Consider the following 19501-nt stretch of genomic DNA (forward strand, 5'->3'; position numbering starts at 1 on the left):
CAATCGACCTGGCAGGCAAGACCGCAGTCATCACGGGATCCAATTCCGGGATTGGCTTGGGCGTAGCGTGGGAGCTGGCGCGCGCGGGGGCTGATGTTGTGTTGAACTCCTTTACTGACCGCGAAGAAGATCACGCGCTGGCCCGTGAGATCGCCGACGCCACAGGGGTAAGCGCGCGCTATATCAAGGCCGATATGTCCAAGGGTGAGGAATGCCGCCAGCTGATCACGCAAGCGGGGCGCTGTGATATCCTGGTCAACAACGCCGGTATTCAGCACGTGGCCCCGGTGCCTGAGTTCCCGATTGAAAAGTGGGACGCGATTGTGGCCATCAACATGTCATCCGCCTTTCACACCACAGCCGAAGCCCTGCCCATGATGCGGGCCGCAGGCTGGGGCCGGGTGGTGAACATCGCGTCTGCGCATGGGTTGACGGCATCGCCCTACAAATCCGCCTATGTCGCCGCCAAACATGGTGTGGTCGGCATGACCAAGGTCGTTGCCCTGGAGACCGCACAAGAGCCGATCACGGCAAATGCTGTCTGCCCCGGCTACGTTCGCACGCCGCTGGTTGAGGCGCAGATCCCCGATACGGCTGCGAAATACGACATGACCGAAGAGGAAGTGATCAAGAAAGTCATGCTGGAGCGGCAACCGTCTAAGGATTTCGCCACAGTAGAACAGCTTGGCGGCACGGTGACCTTCCTGTGCTCAGACGCCGCGGCACAGATCACCGGCACGACTGTCAGTGTCGATGGTGGTTGGACGGCGCTGTAGCCCATGCCAGCCAAAAAACGCATTAACCTGGCCCTTCAGGGGGGCGGTGCCCATGGTGCCTTTACCTGGGGCGTATTGGACCGTCTGCTGCAAGAACCTGAGCTTGAGATCACCGGCATCTCAGGCACCTCAGCCGGTGCTCTGAACGGTGCGGCGCTCAAGGCGGGCTGGGTGAAAGGCGGGGCTGAGGGCGCGCGCGAGAATCTGACCTGGCTTTGGGAACAGGTGGCGGGCGTGTCAGATGATACGCTTATGCAATGGATGGCCCCCTTTGGCATCGGCGCGCTGAGCCATGCCATCGAATATTCCTGGCCCGTCGCGATGGCAGATGCGGCTGCTGGGATGGCCACGCCTTACGGCTTGGGCCCGTTCTATCGCAACCCGCTGAGCGATATTGTGGCCAAGTTCGATTACGATCAGGTCTGCAATTCTGTCGCACCGCATTTGCACATCTGCGCCACACGGGTGCGCAACGGCAAAATCAAAGTGTTCTCCGGCAATGAGATCAGTGCGGATGCGATCATGGCATCTGCCTGTTTGCCGACCGTGTTCAAAGCGGTTGAGATCTTTGATCCTTCCACCAACCGGGTGGAGGCGTTTTGGGACGGTGGCTATACCGGGAACCCGGCGCTTTTTCCGCTTTATAGCGGGGATGTGGCCGATGACATTGTCATCATCAACATCAACCCGTTGGAACGCGAAGAACTGCCCGTCACGCCCAAGCAAATCCAGAACCGGATTAATGAGATCAGTTTCAACTCCAGCCTGCTGAGAGAGTTGCGTGCGATTGATTTTGTGCAACGTCTTTTGGACAAAGGGGCCGTTGATCCTGACAGTATGAGCCGCGTTCGGGTGCATATGATTGCCGATGATGCGCTGATGGCGCAGCTGTCGGTGGCCACAAAGCTGGTGCCAAACCCCACGATCATCGGCACCCTCAAGACAGCCGGGATCAAGGCGGCAGAGGAGTTTTTGCGCGATCACAAGGATGACATCGGCGTGCACAGCAGCGTTGATCTGCGCGCGATGTTCAGCTGATCTGGTGGGCGTCTAAGGAGCTTGGGGATTGCGGGCAGGGGGGCGTTGGCCTGTGGCATGATCTGGCTGGGCGCGCGCTTTCACGCCTCTTCACACGCGCTTCAAAGCTACTAGGACAGCGCTTTGGCGTCTTCGGCCAGCTTATCAGCCAGCTCTTTGCCCTTGTCCGAGGGATAGACAAGCCCGGCAGAGATCACCAGCTTGGCCGCGTCCTCCACCGACATGTCCAGCTCCACAACGTCTGATTTTGGAAAGATCAGCAAAAAGCCTGAGGTCGGGTTTGGCGTTGTGGGCACAAAGACCGAAACCATTTCCTCCTCAGGCGTCGCACCGGTTTTATCCGCCACCTCACCCTTGGCATGGGTTGAGATAAAGCCAAGCGCCCAGATGCCCCGGCGGGGGTATTCAATCAGGCAGGCGCGTTCAAAACTGCGCTCAGACTGGGCAAAGATCGTCTCAGATATCTGTTTGATGCCGGAATAGATGGAGCGGACCACCGGGGTGCGTTCCACCAGCCCTTCGGCAAAGCGGATAAAGGAGCGGCCCAGAAAACCCTTGGCCATCCAGCCCACGATGATGGTGAAGATCAAAAAGATCACCACCCCTAGCCCGCGCACGTTGATCTGCACCGAGGGATCCAGGCCCAGATAGTCCTGCAGCAACCGGTCAGGGTGATAGGCGGAAGGCACCAGCGGCAGCACAAAGCCATCGATCCAGCCTACCACGGTCCAGATCAGCCAGATCGTCAGCCCGACAGGGGCGATCACCACCAGACCGGTCAGGAAAGAGGCGCGCAAGGAACTGATCAGACTGCCGCGTCGCGGCGTAGGGGGTTCAACATCAAAAGGCGTGTTCATTGGGTGGATGGGTCCCGAAAATAGTCAGTATTAGCTAGGGGCTTTTTCAGACCACCACAATGGCACCAAGGAAAGCAGGGCGCATTTTTCAGGTATGTGCCACCGAATTGATCACCCAAGTCCTGCCAGCGCTTGCGCAATCCGGGCTGCAAGGCGGGCATTGTTGCGCACCAGTGCAATATTGGCCGTCAGGGACCGCCCCTCTGTCAGCTCAAAAATGCGTTGCAACAGGTAGGGAGTGACCGCTTTGCCAACGATCCCATGCGCATCTGCATCGGCCTGCGCACGCGCGATGATCGGGGCCAGATCGGCAGCGGGGATTTCGTCCGCGGCAGGGATCGGATTGGCAATCAGCTGCCCTCCCGGCAACCCCATGGCCGCGCGCGTGGCGTGCGCTTGGGCGATGTCTGCGGCGTCATCCAGCCGCAGCGGTGATTTCAAAGGGGAACTGGCCGACCAGAAAGCAGGAAAGCTGTCTTGGCCGTAGGTAATGACCGGCACGCCTTGGGTTTCCAGCACTTCGAGTGTTTTGGCCACATCCAGAATGGCCTTGGCCCCGGCGGCCACGACGGTCACCGGGGTCTGCGCCAGCTCCATCAGATCGGCGGAGATGTCAAAGCTGTGCTCGGCCCCTTTGTGCACGCCGCCAATGCCGCCCGTGGCAAAGACTGCGATGCCCGCCAGATGTGCCGCGATCATTGTCGCGGCCACCGTGGTGGCACCGGTGCCGCCTGTGGCGATGCACACGGCCATATCGGCCCGGCTTAGCTTGGCCACGCCCTGCGCCTGCGCCAAGCTGGCAAGCTCAGTGTCTTCCAAGCCGACATGCAGCTTGCCGTTCATGACCGCGATGGTGGCCGGTACAGCCCCTTGCGCGCGCACGTCCGCTTCAACCTGACGGGCCACGTCAAGGTTCTGCGGGTAGGGCATGCCGTGGGTGATGATCGTGCTTTCCAGCGCCACAACGGGTCCGTTTTTTGCACGCGCTTCTGCCACCTCGGCGCTGTATGTCACCTGGATCATATTTTGGTCTCTCCTGATACATAAAGCGCCGCGGCTTTGAGCGCGTCATCGAGGGCCGCCTTAGCGCCCAGGCCTTTCAGTTCTGCCGCAATATGCGCGGCCATAAAGGTATCGCCCGCCCCGGTGATGCGCGCGACATGCACATCGGGGGGTGTTTGGGTGATCAGCCCATCGCTGCTGCCCACAGTGGCGGGGGCCCCGCCTGAGGTGACAACCGCGCGTTTGGCCCCCCGCGCCAGCAACGCCTCAGCCGCGTCGCGGGAATGGGCGAATGTGGTCTGGCACAAGCCGCCCGCCTCTTCGAGGTTAACGTAGAGCGTGCCGCGTTGCGCTTGCACGAAAGGTGCCAGCCGCGCCGCTTTGCCGGGTGAGGCAGGGGCCACGCGCAGATCAGCCGAGGCCAAAAGCGGGCTTTGTGCCATCTGGCTGAGCAGATCAAGCGTGAGGTTACCATCAAGTGCAACCGCCCCCCGGTAGGGCGCGGGCAGGGTGCCGTCTTGCAAAGGACGCAGGATCTTGTCGCCCGCAGCCTCAAGCGAATGCGCATCGGCAATCGCCGCGATCAGCCCGTTTGAGCCTTCGACCGCCATATAGCGATCTGTTGGCAGATCCTCAGACCGGTAGATATAATCGGTGATCAGCGCGCGGGCCGCACAGGCTGTGATCAGCTCATCGCCTTCGGCGTCCCGGCCCACCGCGCTCAGCAGGGCAGGTTTCAGCCCAAAGCGCGCTAGCGCCATGCCGATGTTCAGGGCCACACCGCCGGGCAGGCGGGTGATGCGGCCCGGCATGTCAGAGCCTTGGCGCATCGCGGTTTCTGACCGGCCAATCACGTCCCACAGGACAGAGCCGATGCAAAGAATTTCAGGTACGTATGTCATAGCGCGGTGGTAGGATGCGCAAACGCAAGAGGCAAGCTATTGCTGCGGCACCGCAAAGGTCAGTGCGGCCCAAAAGGTATCCCACAGGATCGGACGTTCGGGTTTGTCGCCCACATCGGTCGACGGGCGCAGCACCACCGCATCGAAAAGATACTGGTGGCCCGGGTTGACCGGGATCCGGGCCTGTCCGTCCGCATCGGTGCGGTGCAGCGTGACCGCCACAGCGCCGTCCGGCGCGCGCGCAAAGACCTCAACCTGGGCATTGGGGCGCGGCGCACCTTCAAAGCTGAGGGCGACATGCATGACCCCGTCAAAACCTTCGGCATAAGGATTGCTGAGCGCGGTGAATTCGGTCTTCAGCCCCATCACCTGATCAGCCCCTGCACCGCTGCCAACCGCAAAAAGCGCCTTGGCATGGCGGGTATAGCGTTCGCGAAAGTTCTGCTCAGGCCACCCCGCCGCGCGGTGATCAGCCTCAGCCGTGGCGAAATCCTTGTGAGCCACGAATTTCATGAACTTGGGCCATTCTTTGTAGCTCACAAACGATGGCGTTGTTTCATGCACCACAGTGACAAGGCCGTCAGCCACTGGGGCGGGCACGTCGAGGGCGGGGGAATCTCCTGCGCGCGGGGACAGCGTTGTCACCTCGCCTGCCGCAGCCATATCAAAACGCGCAGCACTGCGATCGAAATAAGACAGGGTCGCCCCCTTGAAGTTCTCGCCGTTCTTGAAATACCCCTTCAGCGTGCCGCCCGAGGGCACCACGTGGGCCTCAGGCTCAATCCAGAATTCATGCGCCATGGCCCCAAGCGGCAAAACGCAAAACACCAACGGCAGTAGACGGGATAGGAACATGTTGAAATCTCTCATTCTTGCCGGGGTTAAGCTGGTCTGTTTGCTGGCATTGTCAACGCTGACGCTGGGCATGGCAAGCAGCCTGCGGGCGCATGAAGTGCAGCCAACGATTGCGGATCTGAGCGTCGCTGATGGTACGGCAACGCTGGTTCTGCGTCTGAATATCGAAGCGTTTCTGGCGCAGGTCAATCTGGATGCGCTGGATGACATCAACGATGCGGAAAATGCGGCTGATTATGATGCGCTGCGCGCGCTCACCGTTGATGAGATCGCCGCCCGCGCGCCAGAGCTTTTGGCCGCATGGAACGCGCAGCCCTTATTGCGCGTGGATGGAACTGGCGTGGTGCTGACAAGTGCGGGCGTGGTGGTGCCAGAAGGGCTGGGGTTTGAGCTTTCGCGGGTGTCGGAATGGACGCTGACGGGGCCCGTGCCTGCAAATGCCGCCGTTGCGGTGGTGTCCTGGCCTCAGGGCAGTGGTGCAATGGTGCTGCGCCAGCAAGGGGTGGATGCGCCTTTCACCGGCTATCTTTATGGCGGCGATGCCAGCCCCGAGATTGCGGTTGGCACCGGTCGGAACACGTCTGAAACGGTATTTGGCCGGATGTGGCGGGGCATCACCTGCTTTGTGCGCAGCGGGTGTTAGGGGTCTTTGATGCGCTACCCTGATGGCCCTCAGGCCATGGCGGCCTTGAGCGCGGCCAGCGCCTCTGCGGGCTGATCTTCGCCCCAGATCTCATCCCCGATGCCGAAGAAATCCGTGTATGGGGCCAGCTCTGACACCATCTGCGCGTCCAGCGTGCCTTCGGCAACCACGGGCACTTCGATCACCTCAGACCACCATTGGAACAGATCCGCCGGTGCAAAGGAGCCATCGCCCAAGGCATGCGCCTGCACCGGGCCAAAGCTGACATAGTCAGCGCCCGCTTCACCAGCTGTCATCCCGTCGTGTTTGGAAGGACCGCAATGCGCACCGACGATGGCGTCTTCGCCAAGCTCTTTGCGCGCATGCCGCACTGAGCGTGCCGCGTCGCTTAAATGCACGCCGTCGAGCCCCAGCCGTTCCGCCAGGATCACATGATCAGAGATCACCAGCGCCACGTCCCGCGCATGGGCCACTTCGCGCAACGCATCTGCTGCGCGCGACAGACGGTCTTCGTCCCGCGTGGACAGGGCCAGACGCACGCAGGCGATGTCATGGCTGTCTAAGACGGCGGCAAGACTTTGGGAAAAGCTGTTTAGGTCAATCTCTGCGGGGGTAATCAAATAGATTTGCGGCTGTTCTGGCGCGTCCATGGGGGCTTCCTTTGACCTCTTGCGCGGTGAGTAACCCAAGGGCGGACAAAAAGAAACTCCCTTGGCACAATCAAGCCGCAGGTGTGTCCTGGCTTGCGGGGCTGGCAGGACCGAGCTATGCCGCGCACATGTCTCAAGCCGTTCACGCCCCCGCCATCCCCGCGATGATCCTGGTCCGCCCGCAGATGGGTGAAAACATCGGTGCCGCTGCGCGCGCGATGTGGAACTTTGGCCTGGATCACATGCGCGTGGTCGCCCCCCGCGACGGATGGCCGAACCCTGCTGCAGTGGCGATGGCCTCAGGTGCTGGGCGGTTGCTGGATGAGGCCCGGCTGTGCGCGGACCTGCCAGAGGCGCTGGCCGATGCCGATTACGTCTTTGCCACCACCGCGCGGGACCGCGATTTGACCAAACCGGTGTTCAGCCCAGAGGCTGCCATGCAAGACGCGGCCAAGCGGATTGCCGCAGGCCAGCGGGTTGCCGTGCTTTTTGGACCGGAACGCGCTGGATTGGAAAATGACGACATCGCGCGCGCCAATGCGATTGTTTCCGTGCCGGTCAATCCGGCCTTTCCGTCCTTGAACCTGGCGCAATGTGTGCTGCTTGTGGGCTATGAATGGATGCGTCAAACCGGTGAGGTGCTAGCGCAGGACGACGGGCTTGCAGGTACGGACTGGGCCACAGGTGCCGAGGTGGAGCATCTGGCCAGTCATTATGAGGACCGTATGGACGAGGCAGGGTTCTTTTTCCCTGAACACAAGGCTGCGTCGATGAAAACCAATCTGCGCAACATGTGGTCGCGCATGCCGCTGACGCGTGCGGATGTGCAGATGCTGCACGGCATGATGCGCCAGATGGTGCGGTGGAAAGACCGCGGCTGAGCGCCGATACGGGGCGGCGACCGCATCCGCAAAGGCCAACAAGCGGCCCGGTTGCGGGCAGGGAGCTACGACACTGATGGACACTGGCCAAAGGGTGTTTTCAGCCCACCCCGCTCGCCGCCTGGCACCGCCATCTTAAGATTGCCCAAAATCTCAGCATACCCGTTGAGCAAGAATCATCAATTTATCGCAACTCATTGATTTTCAATGGGTTAATTAACTTGGTGGTGACGTTCTGTCGCAGTAGGCTTTCCTTTACCATAAAAACAACAGGGACATGTGTTATGGCTATCAAACCACCCCTTACAGATCTGCCGATCAACACGGCGGACAAGGGCTTTTATAGCGGTTTCAGCGTTAGCGTTACCGTTATCAGTAAGATTATTATCTCCGTACTGGTGGTCTGGGCCATCGTCTGGCCAGAGTGGGCCGGCAAGGTGCTGGGCGCTTGGAACTCAACGATTTTGGCGAATTTTGCCGCCTGGTACATCTGGGTTGTGGCCTTCTTCGTGATCACCTGTCTGGGGCTTGCACTTTGGCCAACAGCAGGACGCTTGAACCTGGGCCAGGACGGCGAAAAGCCAGAGTTCAGCAACTTTTCATGGTTCTCTATGATGTTCGGTGCCGGTATCGGTGTGGGCATGTTGACCTGGGCCGTGGCTGAGCCTGTGGCGCATTTCAAAAACAACCCATCAGTGATCCAAGGGGCGTCAGACGCGCTGAGCGAAAACAACCTGCTGCCTGCCTACGTCTGGTCCTATCTGCACTGGGGTCTGGGCGCATGGGCGTGTTATGCGGTTGCTGGTTTGGGCCTGGCGTTCTTCTGCTACCGGCGCGGATTGCCGCTGACCATCCGGTCCTCTTTGACACCACTGTTCGGCAAATCACTCTCTGGCCCGCTGGGTCACCTGATTGACATCGTGGCAGTTGTGGCGACCATCCTTGGTGTGGCGCAGACCCTGGGCTTTGGCGTTGAGCAGTTTGTTGCGGGCCTCACGCGGATCGGCATTGGCGGCTTGATGCAGGCAGATGGCGGTGCGACCACATTGGGCATTATCGTGGCCCTTCTGGTGATCATGGGAGCCTCAACCCTGTCGGCGCTGTCAGGGGTTGGTAAGGGCATCAAGTGGCTGTCCAACATCAACATGGTGCTGTCGATTGTCCTCTTGGGCTTCTTCATCATCTTTGGCGCAACCTGGTTTGGCGCTTGGGCGTTCTTTGTAGGTATCTATGAATACCTCATCGCGCTGCCTTGGCTGAGCTTCAACGTCTACCGCTCTGATGGTGTGGACGGCTCTGAAGCCTTCTTGCTGGCGCAGTGGCAGGGCTGGTGGCCTGTGTTCTACTGGGCCTGGTGGATCGCATTTGCACCATTCGTGGGTCTGTTCCTGGCGCGTATCTCACGCGGGCGCAGCATCCGTGAATTCGTGCTGGGCGCGATGATCGTACCGGCGCTGATGTGCTTTGTCTGGTTCGCTTGGGCCGGTGGCACAGCGATTGACCTGGAACTGAACGGCGGGGCCGGTGGCCTGATCCTGGATGCGGCCAATGGCGACAAGATCTTTGCCATGACCGAATTCATGCTGTCGCCCATCAGCCAGGCGCTGGCCTGGGGCTTTGCGCTGATGATCGTGGTGCTGCTGATGACCTTCTTGGTGACCTCTGCTGACTCTGCGGTGCTGATCGTGAACACGATCAATGCGGCCGGTGATGAAGGCCCCAAGGCGCGTCCACACATCCTGTTCTGGGGTGCGGCGCTGGCGCTGGTGGTGGGCGGTTTGCTCATCTCAGGCGGGACATCGGCCATTCAGACGGCGATGGTGATCGGGGCGTTGCCCTTCTCCATCGTGATGGTGCTGATGTGCCTGTCGCTGATCAAGGCGATCTGGAACGATGGCCGTCGCGAAGCGGCGGGCGTGCCCACGTTGTCCTCTGACATCGACGGGTCCGTGCCTGCGGAATAACCTGATCTGACAGATCCAAAGGAAAGCCCCGGTGCCATCGCGCGCCGGGGCTTTTGCATTTGACGCCCCAGACGTTTCGGCACAGGGTCGCGCCATGACACTTGATACGACAACGCTTGATACGCCTTGGGTGCGCGCCCAATTCCCCGCCTTTGATGTGCCCGCTTTGCAGGGCCAAGCCTTCTTTGAAAACGCAGGCGGCTCTTATGCTTGCCGTCCGGTGATCGACCGGCTGCACCGGTTTTATACAGAGCGCAAAGTCCAACCCTATGCGCCCTATGCCGCCAGCACGCTGGGCGGTGAAGAGATGGACGAGGCGCGCATGCGCCTGGCGGCCATGCTGGGGGTGGAGACGGATGAGCTGAGCTTTGGTCCCTCCACCACGCAAAACACCTATGTGCTGGCACAGGCCTTTGGCCAGATGATGCAACCGGGCGAGGCGATTGTGGTCACCAACCAGGACCATGAGGCAAACTCCGGCCCCTGGCGGCGTCTGGCTGAGCGCGGGATTGAGGTGCGCGAATGGCAGATGAACCCCGATACGGGGCATCTGGATACCGATGATCTGGCCAATCTGCTGGATGAAAACGTGCGTCTGGTCTGTTTCCCGCATTGCTCCAACGTGGTGGGCGAGGTCAATCCGGTGGTCGAAATCACAGCACTGGCCCATGCCGCTGGGGCCTTTGTCTGTGTTGATGGCGTATCCTATGCGCCGCACGGGTTTGCGGATGTGGGGGCCTTGGGGCCGGATATCTACCTGTTCTCTGCCTACAAGACCTATGGGCCCCATCAGGGCATCATGGTCATCCGCCGCGCCTTGGGGGAATTTTTGCCAAATCAGGGCCACAGCTTTAACGGCGACACGCTTTACAAACGCTTCACCCCTGCGGGGCCGGATCATGCGCAGGTCGCGGCCTGCGCCGGGATGGCGGATTATATCGATGCCGCCTATGCCCACCATATCGCAGGGCAGGCGGATGCCGCAGGGCGCGCCACCGCGGTGCATGATCTGATGCGCGGCCATGAAACAGCCCTGCTGCAACCGCTTTTGGATGCCATGAAGAACCGCAATGCTGTGCGTCTGGTGGGGCCAGAGGCTGCGGAAGGCCGTGCGCCGACCGTGGCACTGGCGCTCAACGTGCCGGGGATTGAGGCCGCGACGGCTTTGGCCGCGCGCGGGATCATGGCGGGGGTGGTGATTTCTATGCCGGTCGTGCGCTGTCTGCGATGGGTGTGGACATGGACAAGGGCGTGCTGCGCCTGAGTTTCACGCATTACACCAGCCAGGCGGAAATGGATCAGCTTCTCAACGCGCTGGACGACGTTTTGTAAGCACCACGCCTTGAATGCCGCACTTCAGAGCTATCTGCCTCAAAGAGCAGCAGAAAAGGCCCCATCATGTCACAAAGCGCACCGGTATTGGTTTGGTTTCGACGCGATCTGCGCCTGTCTGATCACGCAGCGCTAAGCGCGGCCTGCGAAACCGGGCGGCCTGTCATCCCGGTGTTTTTGCATGACGACAGCGTTGCGGCACTGGGGGCGGCGCCAAAGTGGCGCTTGGGGCTGGCGCTGTCTGCGCTGGCAAAGACACTTGAGGCGCGCGGCAGCAAGCTGATCTTGCGGCGCACCACAGACAGCCTCGCCGAACTGCAACAGCTCAGAGCGGAGACCGGGGCGCAGGGGGTCTATTGGTCACGGCTTTATGATCCTGAAAGCGTGGCGCGGGACACGGCCGTCAAACAGACGCTGAAGGCGGGTGGTGTTGATGCGCGGTCCTTTGGCGGTCACGTCATGTTTGAACCCTGGACGGTTGAGACAAAGACCGGCGGGTTCTACAAGGTCTACACCCCCTTCTGGAATGCGGTGAAAGGGCGCTCTGTCGATGTGCCGCTCATCGCGCCCGCCAATATCGCGGCCCCGAACGCCTGGCCAGAAAGTGACGCATTGGACAGCTGGGCCATGGGAGCGGCCATGCGCCGAGGGGCTGCGGTGGTCCGCCCTTATGTGCAACTGGGCGAGGATGCCGCACAGGACCGGCTCGCGCATTTCCTGGAGGCTGGCGTCGCGGGCTATCAGAGCAACCGCGACATCCCCGGCATGGATGGCACCTCCAACCTGTCTGAAAACCTCGCTTTGGGTGAGATCAGCCCGCATCAGTGCTGGCACGCCGGTCAGCGCGCCCGTGAAGAGGGCAAGGCAGGGGCTGAGACCTTTCTCAAAGAACTTGTCTGGCGTGAGTTTGCCTATCACCTGATGCACCACACGCCCCGCATCCTGAAAAGCAATTGGCGCGAGGAATGGGAAGCCTTTCCCTGGAACACCGATGAAAACCGCGCGGATGTGCTGGCCTGGAAACAGGGGCGCACCGGCATTCGCTTTGTCGATGCCGCGATGCGAGAGCTTTATGTCACGGGGCGCATGCACAACCGGGGCCGCATGATTGTCGCAAGCTATCTGACCAAACATCTGCTTACCGATTGGCGCATTGGCCTGAAATGGTTCGAAGACTGCCTGATTGATTGGGATCCGGCCAGCAACGCGATGGGCTGGCAATGGTCGGCAGGCTCTGGCCCCGATGCAACGCCCTATTTCCGGGTGTTCAATCCGGTGACGCAGCTGGATAAATTCGACAAAGACCGCCGCTATGTCAGCCGGTGGATCGCCGAAGGCTATGCCAACCCGCATGAAGATGCGCGTTCCTACTTTGACGCCATACCCAAATCCTGGGGCTGGCGCCAAGTGATCCATATCCGCGCCCCGTCGTATCCCCAGAAGACGGACGCAAGCGCGCCTTGGAAGCCTATGAAAACCGGGGCTTTTAAGGTTTGTAAATGAAAAATGACAGGCTAAACTGTCGCAAATCCACGGGGAGTGGCACGATGATTTTGACAAGTACCGAGGGGCAGAAAAATCTGCCGCGTTACTTTGCGCGTGTTTTTGGCATGGCGCAGGAAATGCAGAACGGTCGCATCGACTTTGTTCTGCCCGACGGCCGGGTTTTTCGCGCCGAAGGGGCCAAGCCCGGCCATGTGGCTGAGCTTCAGATCAAAAGCGAGGATCTTTTCGCCCGGCTGATCCGCGAGGGCGATCTGGGCTTTTGTGACGCCTATCTGGATGGGGATTGGTCCACACCGGATCTGCAGGCCTTTATGGATCTGGTGCATCACGGCAATGAAAACGTCTATGATGGCTTTCCGGGCATGGGTCTGGTACGCCGGTTTGAGCAGTTGCGCTTCTGGCTGCAGCGCAATTCCAAGACGCAAGCGCGCAAGAACATAAGCTATCACTACGATCTGGGGAATGATTTCTACAGCCTGTGGCTGGATGAAACGATGACCTATTCCTCAGCCTTGTTTGAAAAAGACGCCCAACAATCGTTAGAGGCGGCGCAAACGGCGAAATACAAAAGCATGGTGGACCAGATGGGCGTCAAGCCCGGCGATCATGTGCTGGAGATCGGCTGCGGCTGGGGCGGGTTTGCCGAATACGCTGCCAAGGAACGCGGGCTCAAGGTCACTGGGCTGACCATCTCAGAAGAGCAGTTCAAGTACGCCAAGGAACGCATTGAAAAGGCGGGGCTTTCGGGCCAAGTTGATTTTAAACTTCAAGACTACCGGGATGAACGCGGGCACTATGACGGCATTGCGAGCATTGAGATGTTCGAAGCCGTGGGCGAAAAATACTGGCCCGTCTACTTTGACACCGTACGTGAGCGGCTGAAACCGGGCCGCGCGGCCACGTTGCAGATCATCACCGTCGATCATGCCCGTTGGGATGTCTACAAACGCGGTGTCGATTTCATCCAGAAATACATATTTCCCGGTGGGATGCTGCCGTCCCCTAAGGTCTTGCGTGAACAGGTTGAGCGTGCGGGACTGGTCGTGGACAAATCCATCGAATTTGGCAAAAGCTACGACATCACGCTGCGCCGTTGGCATGAGACCTTCAATGCCAAATGGGACCAGATCACCGCGCTTGGCTTTGATGACCGGTTCCGTCGCATGTGGAATTTTTACCTCACTTCCTGCGCGGCCACATTTGACAGTGGAAATTGTGACGTCACGCAGATTACGATTAGGCGACCCGGCTAGACACCAGACCTAAGGGAGCTTTCCATGCCCACCGCCGCGCGATTGATGGCTGCGATATGTTTGGCAGTGGCAGGGTATTGCATCTCATTCCTGGTCATGCCCCTGATGCCTGAGAGCACGAATTTCGGCTATTTCGTCTATGTGAACCTGATCATCGGCCTTGTTGTCGGCTGGAGCGTGATGGGCCCCCGCGTTGGACGCGGGACCACCAACGCCATTAACAACGGGCTGACGGGGATGTTTGTCCTGTTTTTGTGGGGCATCGGCGTGCAAGCGATCAATGAGATGATGCGCCTGGCCATGCGCAACCGCTACGATGGCCCGTTTGAAGCGATCATCGCCATCTTCCAGATTGGGGCCGAATACGCGCTGATCATCGCGACACCAACGATCGGGATCGCCTTTCTGGCCGGTGCGCTGGTGTCGGGGTTGCTGACGGAATTTGCAGGCAACCGTTGGCGGTAGCTGAATGAAAACACTGTTCTTTTACGGCACGCTGCGGCACATGCCGCTGTTGGAGCTGGTCTTGGGGCGGTCCGCCGCCAAGATCGACGCGGCACCAGCCCGGTTGACCGACTATACCGTGTCTGCGGTGGCCGAAGGCCCGTTTCCTATGATTGCCGCCTGCACGGATGCTGTGGCCAATGGCTTGGTGGTGCGCGGGCTATCTGCGCAGGATGTGGACCGGCTCAATTTCTACGAAGGCAGCTTTGCCTATGATCTGGCGGCTGTGACGCTTGAGGACGGAGAAGCGGCGGAGGTCTATTTGCCAACGCCGGGTTTGTGGACGCCGGATGGCCCGTGGTCTTTGCAGGATTGGTTGGACGCTTGGGGTGACATGACGCTCTATGCCGCGACCGAGGTGATGGGATACTACGGCGCGCGCAGCCGCGAAGAGGTGGCGCAGATGTTCCCGATGATCCGCGCGCGGGCGGCGTCTCAGGTCCGTGCGGCAGGCTCACATCACAGCAGGGATGGGTTTCAGGGCACGATTGAAGTGCTCTCACGGGTGCGCGCCTATGCCAAGTTCTATGCGCTGGATGATCTGGAGCTGCGCCACGCACAGTTTGGCGGCGGTATGTCAGAAGTTCTGGATCGTGCGGTTTTTGTGGGGGCAGATGCGGCGTTGGTGCTGCCCTATGATCCCTTACGCGACCGGGTGCTGCTGGTGGAGCAGGTTCGTCTGGGCCCAATTGGCCGGGGCGACCGCGCCTGTTGGCAACTGGAGCCCATCGCGGGCCGGATCGACCCGGGCGAAACCCCGCAAGACGCCGCGCGCCGCGAAGCGGAGGAGGAAGCGGGGATCACGCTGGACCGGCTGGAAACCATCGCCGAGGTCTATCCCAGCCCCGGCACCTCGACGGAATTTTACTATCTCTACCTTGGCCTGGCGGATCTGCCGGACCACAGCGCTGGCGCGGGCGGGTTGGAGGCGGAGCATGAGGATATCCGCTCCCACCTGATGTCGTTTGAGGCATTAATGGCGCGGGTGGCACAGCTTGACGTGGCCAATGCACCGCTGGCGCTGGCGGCTTACTATTTATCCCATCACCGCGACCGCTTGAGGTCCGAAGGGCCGGGCGTTACACCGACAGGGTAATCACACGACCCCGGGGGGCATCATGCACGTCGCATCCGATCTGGCCAACGCTGTTGGCAAAACACCACTCATCAAGCTCCGCGGCCCTAGTGAGGCAACGGGATGTAACATCCTGGGCAAGGCTGAGTTCATGAACCCCGGTCAATCGGTCAAGGATCGTGCCGCACTTTTCATCATCAGGGACGCCATTGAAAAAGGCACCCTGAAGCCCGGTGGCACCATCGTGGAAGGCACGGCAGGCAATACCGGCATCGGTCTGGCGCTGGTGGGATCCTCGATGGGGTTCAAGACAGTGATCGTGATCCCGGAAACCCAGTCTGAGGAAAAGAAAGACATGCTGCGGCTTGCGGGCGCCGAACTGGTGCAAGTACCCGCAGCCCCGTACCGAAACCCCAACAACTTTGTCCGCTATTCTGAGCGTTTGGCCAATGAACTGGCGCGCAACACCAACGAAGGGGTGATCTGGGCCAATCAGTTTGACAATGTGGCCAACCGTCAGGCCCATATTGAGACCACCGGCCCCGAGATTTGGGAACAAACCGGCGGCAAGGTCGATGGGTTCTGCTGTGCCGTAGGGTCTGGCGGCACGCTTGCTGGCATCGCGATGGCACTGCAGCCCAAAGGCGTGAAAATCGCGCTGGCCGATCCGGATGGCGCGGCGCTGCACAGCTATTACACCACAGGTGAGCTGGCCACCGAAGGCGGCTCTATCGCCGAAGGCATTGGCCAGGTGCGCATCACCAAGAACCTTGAAGGGTTAAAGCCCGATTTCAGCTATAACATTCCAGATACCGAAGCCTTGCCCATCGTCTTTGACCTTTTGCAGAACGAAGGGCTCTGCCTTGGCGCGTCCTCTGGCGTGAACGTGGCGGGGGCGATGCGGTTGGCCAAAGAACTTGGGCCGGGGCATACGATTGTCACGATCCTTTGTGATTTTGGCACCCGGTATCAATCCAAACTCTTTAATCCGGCGTTCCTAAAGGAAAAGGGCTTGCCCGTGCCCGCATGGCTGGACAGCGCGCCGCTGAGCTTGCCCACGGTTTTCGAAGACAGCTGATGCGCAGCCACCTGAAACTGATCCTGGGGGCCATCCTGGCCCTATGGTGTTTGGTGACAGCTGGTCTGGCCCAGAACTTTGACGCCTGGGAAACGCTGGCCACCCGCGCCGAGGCCGCCGTGGACCGGGGGCAAACCAGCAACGCGGTGTTTGAGACGCTGCGCAGCTCGGTCATTGAGTACCGGACCCAGTTTGAACAGGCCCGCAACCAGAACGCCACGCGCATCAGCACGCTGCGCGAACAGATTGCAGCCCTGGGGCCGCCGCCCGAAGGTGATCTGCAAGAGCCCATTGATGTGGCCGCAACCCGCGCGGACCTAAACGAACAGCTCAACACCGCGCTGGTGCCGGTGCAGCGCGCCGAAGCCGCCTTTGTGCGCGCCGAAGCCATTGTGAGCGAAATCGACCGCATTTTGCGCAACCGGCAAACCGATCAGCTGTTTGAGGTCACGCCAACACCGCTGAACCCAGCGGTGTGGCCCCGCGCGCTGGATGATCTGATGGCTAGCGCGCGGCTTTTGTGGCTGGAACCGCCACAAAGCGATGTGGATGACGACACGCCCGATCTGCGCGAAGACCTGCCGCTGGCGATCATCTTTGGCCTCATCGGCCTGGTGCTGGTGTGGCGCGGGCGGCTGTGGTCGCACCGCATTGTGCGGCGGATGCGCCAATGGGGCGCGCGCGGCTTTGGCATCTGGCGGTTCGTTGTCTCATTGCTGAGCATTGCGCTGCCGGTGGCGGGCATCGGGCTTTTGGGCATCGCTGTCATCTCCACCGAACGTTTTGGCCCCTCTGGCAATGAGATCATCCTGACCATCTCGGCCCTGGCCGGTGTCATGCTGGTGGTGCGCTGGGTGACTGAACGGGTCTTTTCGCGCGATGACGATGAGGCGCTGATCGCCTTGCCGATGCGCAACCGCGCAGAGGTCCGGTTCTACGTCAGCCTGATCACCTTCATGATCATCCTGTCCGAGCTGGCGTCGCTTGTCGTTGACAGCGGCTATCCGGCCGCCGCCTCCAAATCAGCGCTGGTATTTCCGTTCTTTCTGGTCTCCAGCATCGCGCTTTTTCGGATCAGCGTCCTGCTGCGCGCCTTCCGCGACCCGGTACAAGAAGACGAAGACCCCAGCGAACAGCGCACCACGAGCTTTAGCCGCGTGGTGCGGACCCTGGGCACCGGCGGGATCGTTGTGGCCTGTGCGGCACCGCTGATGATGGCGGCTGGCTATTTTAACGCCGCCGATGGGCTGCTGCCCCCCTATATCATGACGCTGGTGATGCTGGGGCTGGTCATCGTGCTGCAACGCTTTGGCGCAGATGTCTTTGGTGCCATCACAGGGCAGGGGCTGCGGCGCGCGATACCTTGATGCCTGTTCTGCTGGGCATTGTGCTGTTGCTGGGCACGCTGCCGGTGCTGGCGCTGGTCTGGGGGATGCGGGTCACCGACCTGACGGAGCTTTGGGCCGCTTTGGGGCGTGGCTTTGCCATTGGCGAAAGCCGGATCTCGCCCACGGATTTCCTGGCCTTTGCGGTGATCTTTGCGATTGGCTATGTGCTGACCCGTTTGGTGCAATCCGCGCTGCGCACCAATGTGCTGCCCAAGACACGCATCGATGTGGGCGGGCAAAACGCCATTGTCGCGGGTCTGGGCTACGTCGGTATTTTCCTTGCTGCTTTGGCGGCCATCACCGGGGCGGGCATTGATCTTAGCTCCATCGCCATCGTGGCGGGCGCGCTGTCGGTGGGCATTGGTTTTGGCCTGCAAAACGTGGTCAACAACTTCGTCTCTGGCATCATCCTACTGATCGAACGCCCGATCTCAGAAGGCGACTGGATCGATGTGGGCGGCAAGATGGGCTATGTGCGCAACATCTCCGTGCGCTCTACCCGGATTGAGACCTTTGACAAGTCCGATGTCATCGTGCCCAACGCCGATCTGATCAGCGGCACGGTCACAAACTACACCCGCGGCAACACCATCGGCCGGGTCATCGTGTCGGTTGGTGTGGCATACGGGACCGACACCCGCAAGGTTGAGGCCATCCTGAAAGAGATCGCAGAAGCCCAGCCCATGGTGCTTTCAGCACCCCCGGCGGTTCTGTTTTTGAACTTCGGGGCAGATGCGCTGGAATTTGAGGTCCGGTGCTTCTTGCGGGATGTGAACTGGATGATGGTGGTGAAAAACAACATCAACCACGCAATCGCCGAACGCTTTGCCGCGGAAGGGATTGAAATCCCCTTTGCCCAGCGGGATCTGTGGCTGCGCAACCCCGAAGCCCTGCAACAGGCCAAGGCCCCAGACAGTAAGGAGAACGAGACGTGACTGAAATGCAGTTCCGCGCGGACCCCTACCTGAAAGAAGCCCCCAGCACCGTCACCGGCATCACCCCTGAGGGCGGTATCATCCTGTCGCAAAGCCTGTTCTATCCGACAGGCGGCGGGCAACCGGGCGATTCCGGCTGGATTGCCTGGGACGGGTTGGAAATGCCCATCGCCACCACCGTGAAGGGCGACGGAGACGACATCGTCGTGGTCCCCGCAGAAGCCAGCCAGCTGCCGCCCCTTGGGGCCAAAATCACCCAGCGGCTGGATTGGGAACGCCGCCACAAACACATGCGCGTCCACACCGCCCTGCATCTTTTGTCGGTGGCCATTCCCTTTGGCGTGACTGGCGGACAGATTTCAGCCACCTACGGACGGCTGGATTTTGACATGCCCGAAGCCCCCACAGACCGGGATGAGATTGAGGATGTGCTCAACAGCTTTGTCACCTTCGACGCACCCGTTTACGAAGACTGGATCACCTCGGCTGAGCTTGACGCCAACCCGCAGCTGGTGAAAACCATGGCCGTCAAACCGCCACGGGGGGCCGGGAAGATCCGGCTGGTGCGCATCGGGCCAGAGGATGACTGGATTGATATCCAACCCTGCGGCGGCACCCATGTGGCCCGCACCGGTGAAATCGGTGCGCTGCGTCTGGGCAAGATTGAAAAGAAAGGCCGGATGAACCGCCGCGTCTATCTCCACCTCGACAGCTAAAAGCACCAACACCCAAGGCGCGCGCCAAACGACCAAGCGCGGGGCAGAAAACCACCCCGCGCTTCATCTTTCCACTATAACTTAATCTACCCTCACGCCCGGATACCTTCTCAGGCGAGGACAGCGCATTCACCGGCACCTAGCGC

The 19501-nt window shown here is 60.5% G+C and carries 17 protein-coding genes and 2 pseudogenes; 14 read left to right on the forward strand and 5 right to left on the reverse strand.

Going from position 1 to position 19501, the window contains the following annotated elements; all coding sequences use genetic code 11:
- The first annotated feature begins 2 nt into the window (after window positions 1-2).
- Both ACZ1HM_RS11075 and ACZ1HM_RS11080 read left to right on the forward strand, forming a co-directional pair.
- Entirely contained in the window at window positions 3-776 is a 774-nt protein-coding gene (locus ACZ1HM_RS11075) for a 3-hydroxybutyrate dehydrogenase (RefSeq protein ID WP_472744604.1), read from the forward strand.
- A gap of 3 nt (window positions 777-779) precedes the next feature.
- The gene (locus ACZ1HM_RS11080) at window positions 780-1814 is read left to right on the forward strand and encodes a patatin-like phospholipase family protein (RefSeq protein WP_472742819.1); all 1035 of its coding nucleotides are present in this window, start codon (window positions 780-782) and stop codon (window positions 1812-1814) included.
- Window positions 1815-1924: 110 nt separating this feature from the next.
- Here the strand turns inward: ACZ1HM_RS11080 and ACZ1HM_RS11085 are convergent, their stop codons facing one another.
- From ACZ1HM_RS11085 to ACZ1HM_RS11100, 4 genes are all read right to left on the reverse strand, one after another.
- Window positions 1925-2671, reverse strand: a complete 747-nt coding sequence (locus ACZ1HM_RS11085; protein WP_472742820.1) for a DUF502 domain-containing protein — start codon at window positions 2669-2671, stop codon at window positions 1925-1927.
- Window positions 2672-2782: 111 nt separating this feature from the next.
- Window positions 2783-3694 (reverse strand): pseudouridine-5'-phosphate glycosidase, encoded by a 912-nt coding sequence (locus tag ACZ1HM_RS11090; RefSeq protein WP_472742821.1) that lies wholly within the window; start codon window positions 3692-3694, stop codon window positions 2783-2785.
- Window positions 3691-4575 carry a PfkB family carbohydrate kinase gene (locus ACZ1HM_RS11095; protein WP_472742822.1) on the reverse strand — a complete coding sequence of 295 codons (885 nt, stop codon included), beginning with the start codon at window positions 4573-4575 and terminating at the stop codon, window positions 3691-3693. Before ACZ1HM_RS11095 ends, ACZ1HM_RS11090 begins: the two co-directional genes overlap by 4 nt.
- A 36-nt stretch (window positions 4576-4611) precedes the next feature.
- Window positions 4612-5430, reverse strand: coding sequence for a DUF4198 domain-containing protein (locus tag ACZ1HM_RS11100; RefSeq protein WP_472742823.1), 819 nt, complete (start codon window positions 5428-5430; stop codon window positions 4612-4614).
- Here ACZ1HM_RS11100 and ACZ1HM_RS11105 point away from each other — a divergent pair.
- The gene (locus tag ACZ1HM_RS11105) at window positions 5429-6073 is read left to right on the forward strand and encodes a hypothetical protein (RefSeq protein WP_472742824.1); all 645 of its coding nucleotides are present in this window, start codon (window positions 5429-5431) and stop codon (window positions 6071-6073) included. The two genes, ACZ1HM_RS11100 and ACZ1HM_RS11105, sit on opposite strands and share 2 nt — an antisense overlap.
- A 29-nt stretch (window positions 6074-6102) precedes the next feature.
- Here ACZ1HM_RS11105 and ACZ1HM_RS11110 read toward each other — a convergent pair whose 3' ends face one another.
- Window positions 6103-6723 (reverse strand): thiamine phosphate synthase, encoded by a 621-nt coding sequence (locus ACZ1HM_RS11110; protein WP_472742825.1) that lies wholly within the window; start codon window positions 6721-6723, stop codon window positions 6103-6105.
- A gap of 128 nt (window positions 6724-6851) precedes the next feature.
- Between ACZ1HM_RS11110 and ACZ1HM_RS11115 the strand changes: the two genes are divergently transcribed.
- From ACZ1HM_RS11115 to ACZ1HM_RS11165, 11 genes and pseudogenes are all read left to right on the forward strand, one after another.
- On the forward strand, window positions 6852-7604 hold the full coding sequence (locus tag ACZ1HM_RS11115; RefSeq protein WP_472742826.1) for an RNA methyltransferase: 753 nt from the start codon (window positions 6852-6854) through the stop codon (window positions 7602-7604).
- A gap of 284 nt (window positions 7605-7888) precedes the next feature.
- Window positions 7889-9568 carry a BCCT family transporter gene (locus tag ACZ1HM_RS11120; protein ID WP_472742827.1) on the forward strand — a complete coding sequence of 560 codons (1680 nt, stop codon included), beginning with the start codon at window positions 7889-7891 and terminating at the stop codon, window positions 9566-9568.
- Between the two features lie 94 nt (window positions 9569-9662).
- Window positions 9663-10900 (forward strand): annotated as a pseudogene (locus tag ACZ1HM_RS11125) (aminotransferase class V-fold PLP-dependent enzyme).
- Window positions 10901-10966: 66 nt separating this feature from the next.
- Window positions 10967-12390, forward strand: a pseudogene (locus tag ACZ1HM_RS11130) (cryptochrome/photolyase family protein).
- A 57-nt stretch (window positions 12391-12447) separates the two neighbouring features.
- A complete protein-coding gene (locus ACZ1HM_RS11135) occupies window positions 12448-13659 on the forward strand; it encodes a class I SAM-dependent methyltransferase (protein ID WP_472742828.1) in 1212 nt (403 codons plus the stop codon).
- 24 nt (window positions 13660-13683) lie between these two features.
- Window positions 13684-14124: a TrgA family protein gene (locus ACZ1HM_RS11140; protein ID WP_472742829.1), complete on the forward strand. Its 441-nt coding sequence runs from the start codon at window positions 13684-13686 to the stop codon at window positions 14122-14124.
- A 4-nt stretch (window positions 14125-14128) separates the two neighbouring features.
- Window positions 14129-15259 (forward strand): NUDIX domain-containing protein, encoded by a 1131-nt coding sequence (locus ACZ1HM_RS11145; protein ID WP_472742830.1) that lies wholly within the window; start codon window positions 14129-14131, stop codon window positions 15257-15259.
- A gap of 22 nt (window positions 15260-15281) precedes the next feature.
- Window positions 15282-16316 carry a cysteine synthase A gene (locus ACZ1HM_RS11150; protein ID WP_472742831.1) on the forward strand — a complete coding sequence of 345 codons (1035 nt, stop codon included), beginning with the start codon at window positions 15282-15284 and terminating at the stop codon, window positions 16314-16316.
- On the forward strand, window positions 16265-17683 hold the full coding sequence (locus ACZ1HM_RS11155) for a DUF3772 domain-containing protein (RefSeq protein WP_472742832.1): 1419 nt from the start codon (window positions 16265-16267) through the stop codon (window positions 17681-17683). Before ACZ1HM_RS11150 ends, ACZ1HM_RS11155 begins: the two co-directional genes overlap by 52 nt.
- Window positions 17683-18639, forward strand: a complete 957-nt coding sequence (locus tag ACZ1HM_RS11160) for a mechanosensitive ion channel family protein (RefSeq protein WP_472742833.1) — start codon at window positions 17683-17685, stop codon at window positions 18637-18639. Before ACZ1HM_RS11155 ends, ACZ1HM_RS11160 begins: the two co-directional genes overlap by 1 nt.
- The gene (locus tag ACZ1HM_RS11165) at window positions 18636-19355 is read left to right on the forward strand and encodes an alanyl-tRNA editing protein (protein WP_472742834.1); all 720 of its coding nucleotides are present in this window, start codon (window positions 18636-18638) and stop codon (window positions 19353-19355) included. The genes ACZ1HM_RS11160 and ACZ1HM_RS11165 overlap by 4 nt, the downstream gene beginning before the upstream one ends.
- Window positions 19356-19501 lie beyond the last annotated feature (146 nt).

Source organism: Sulfitobacter sp. GN1-4, from assembly GCF_055693825.1.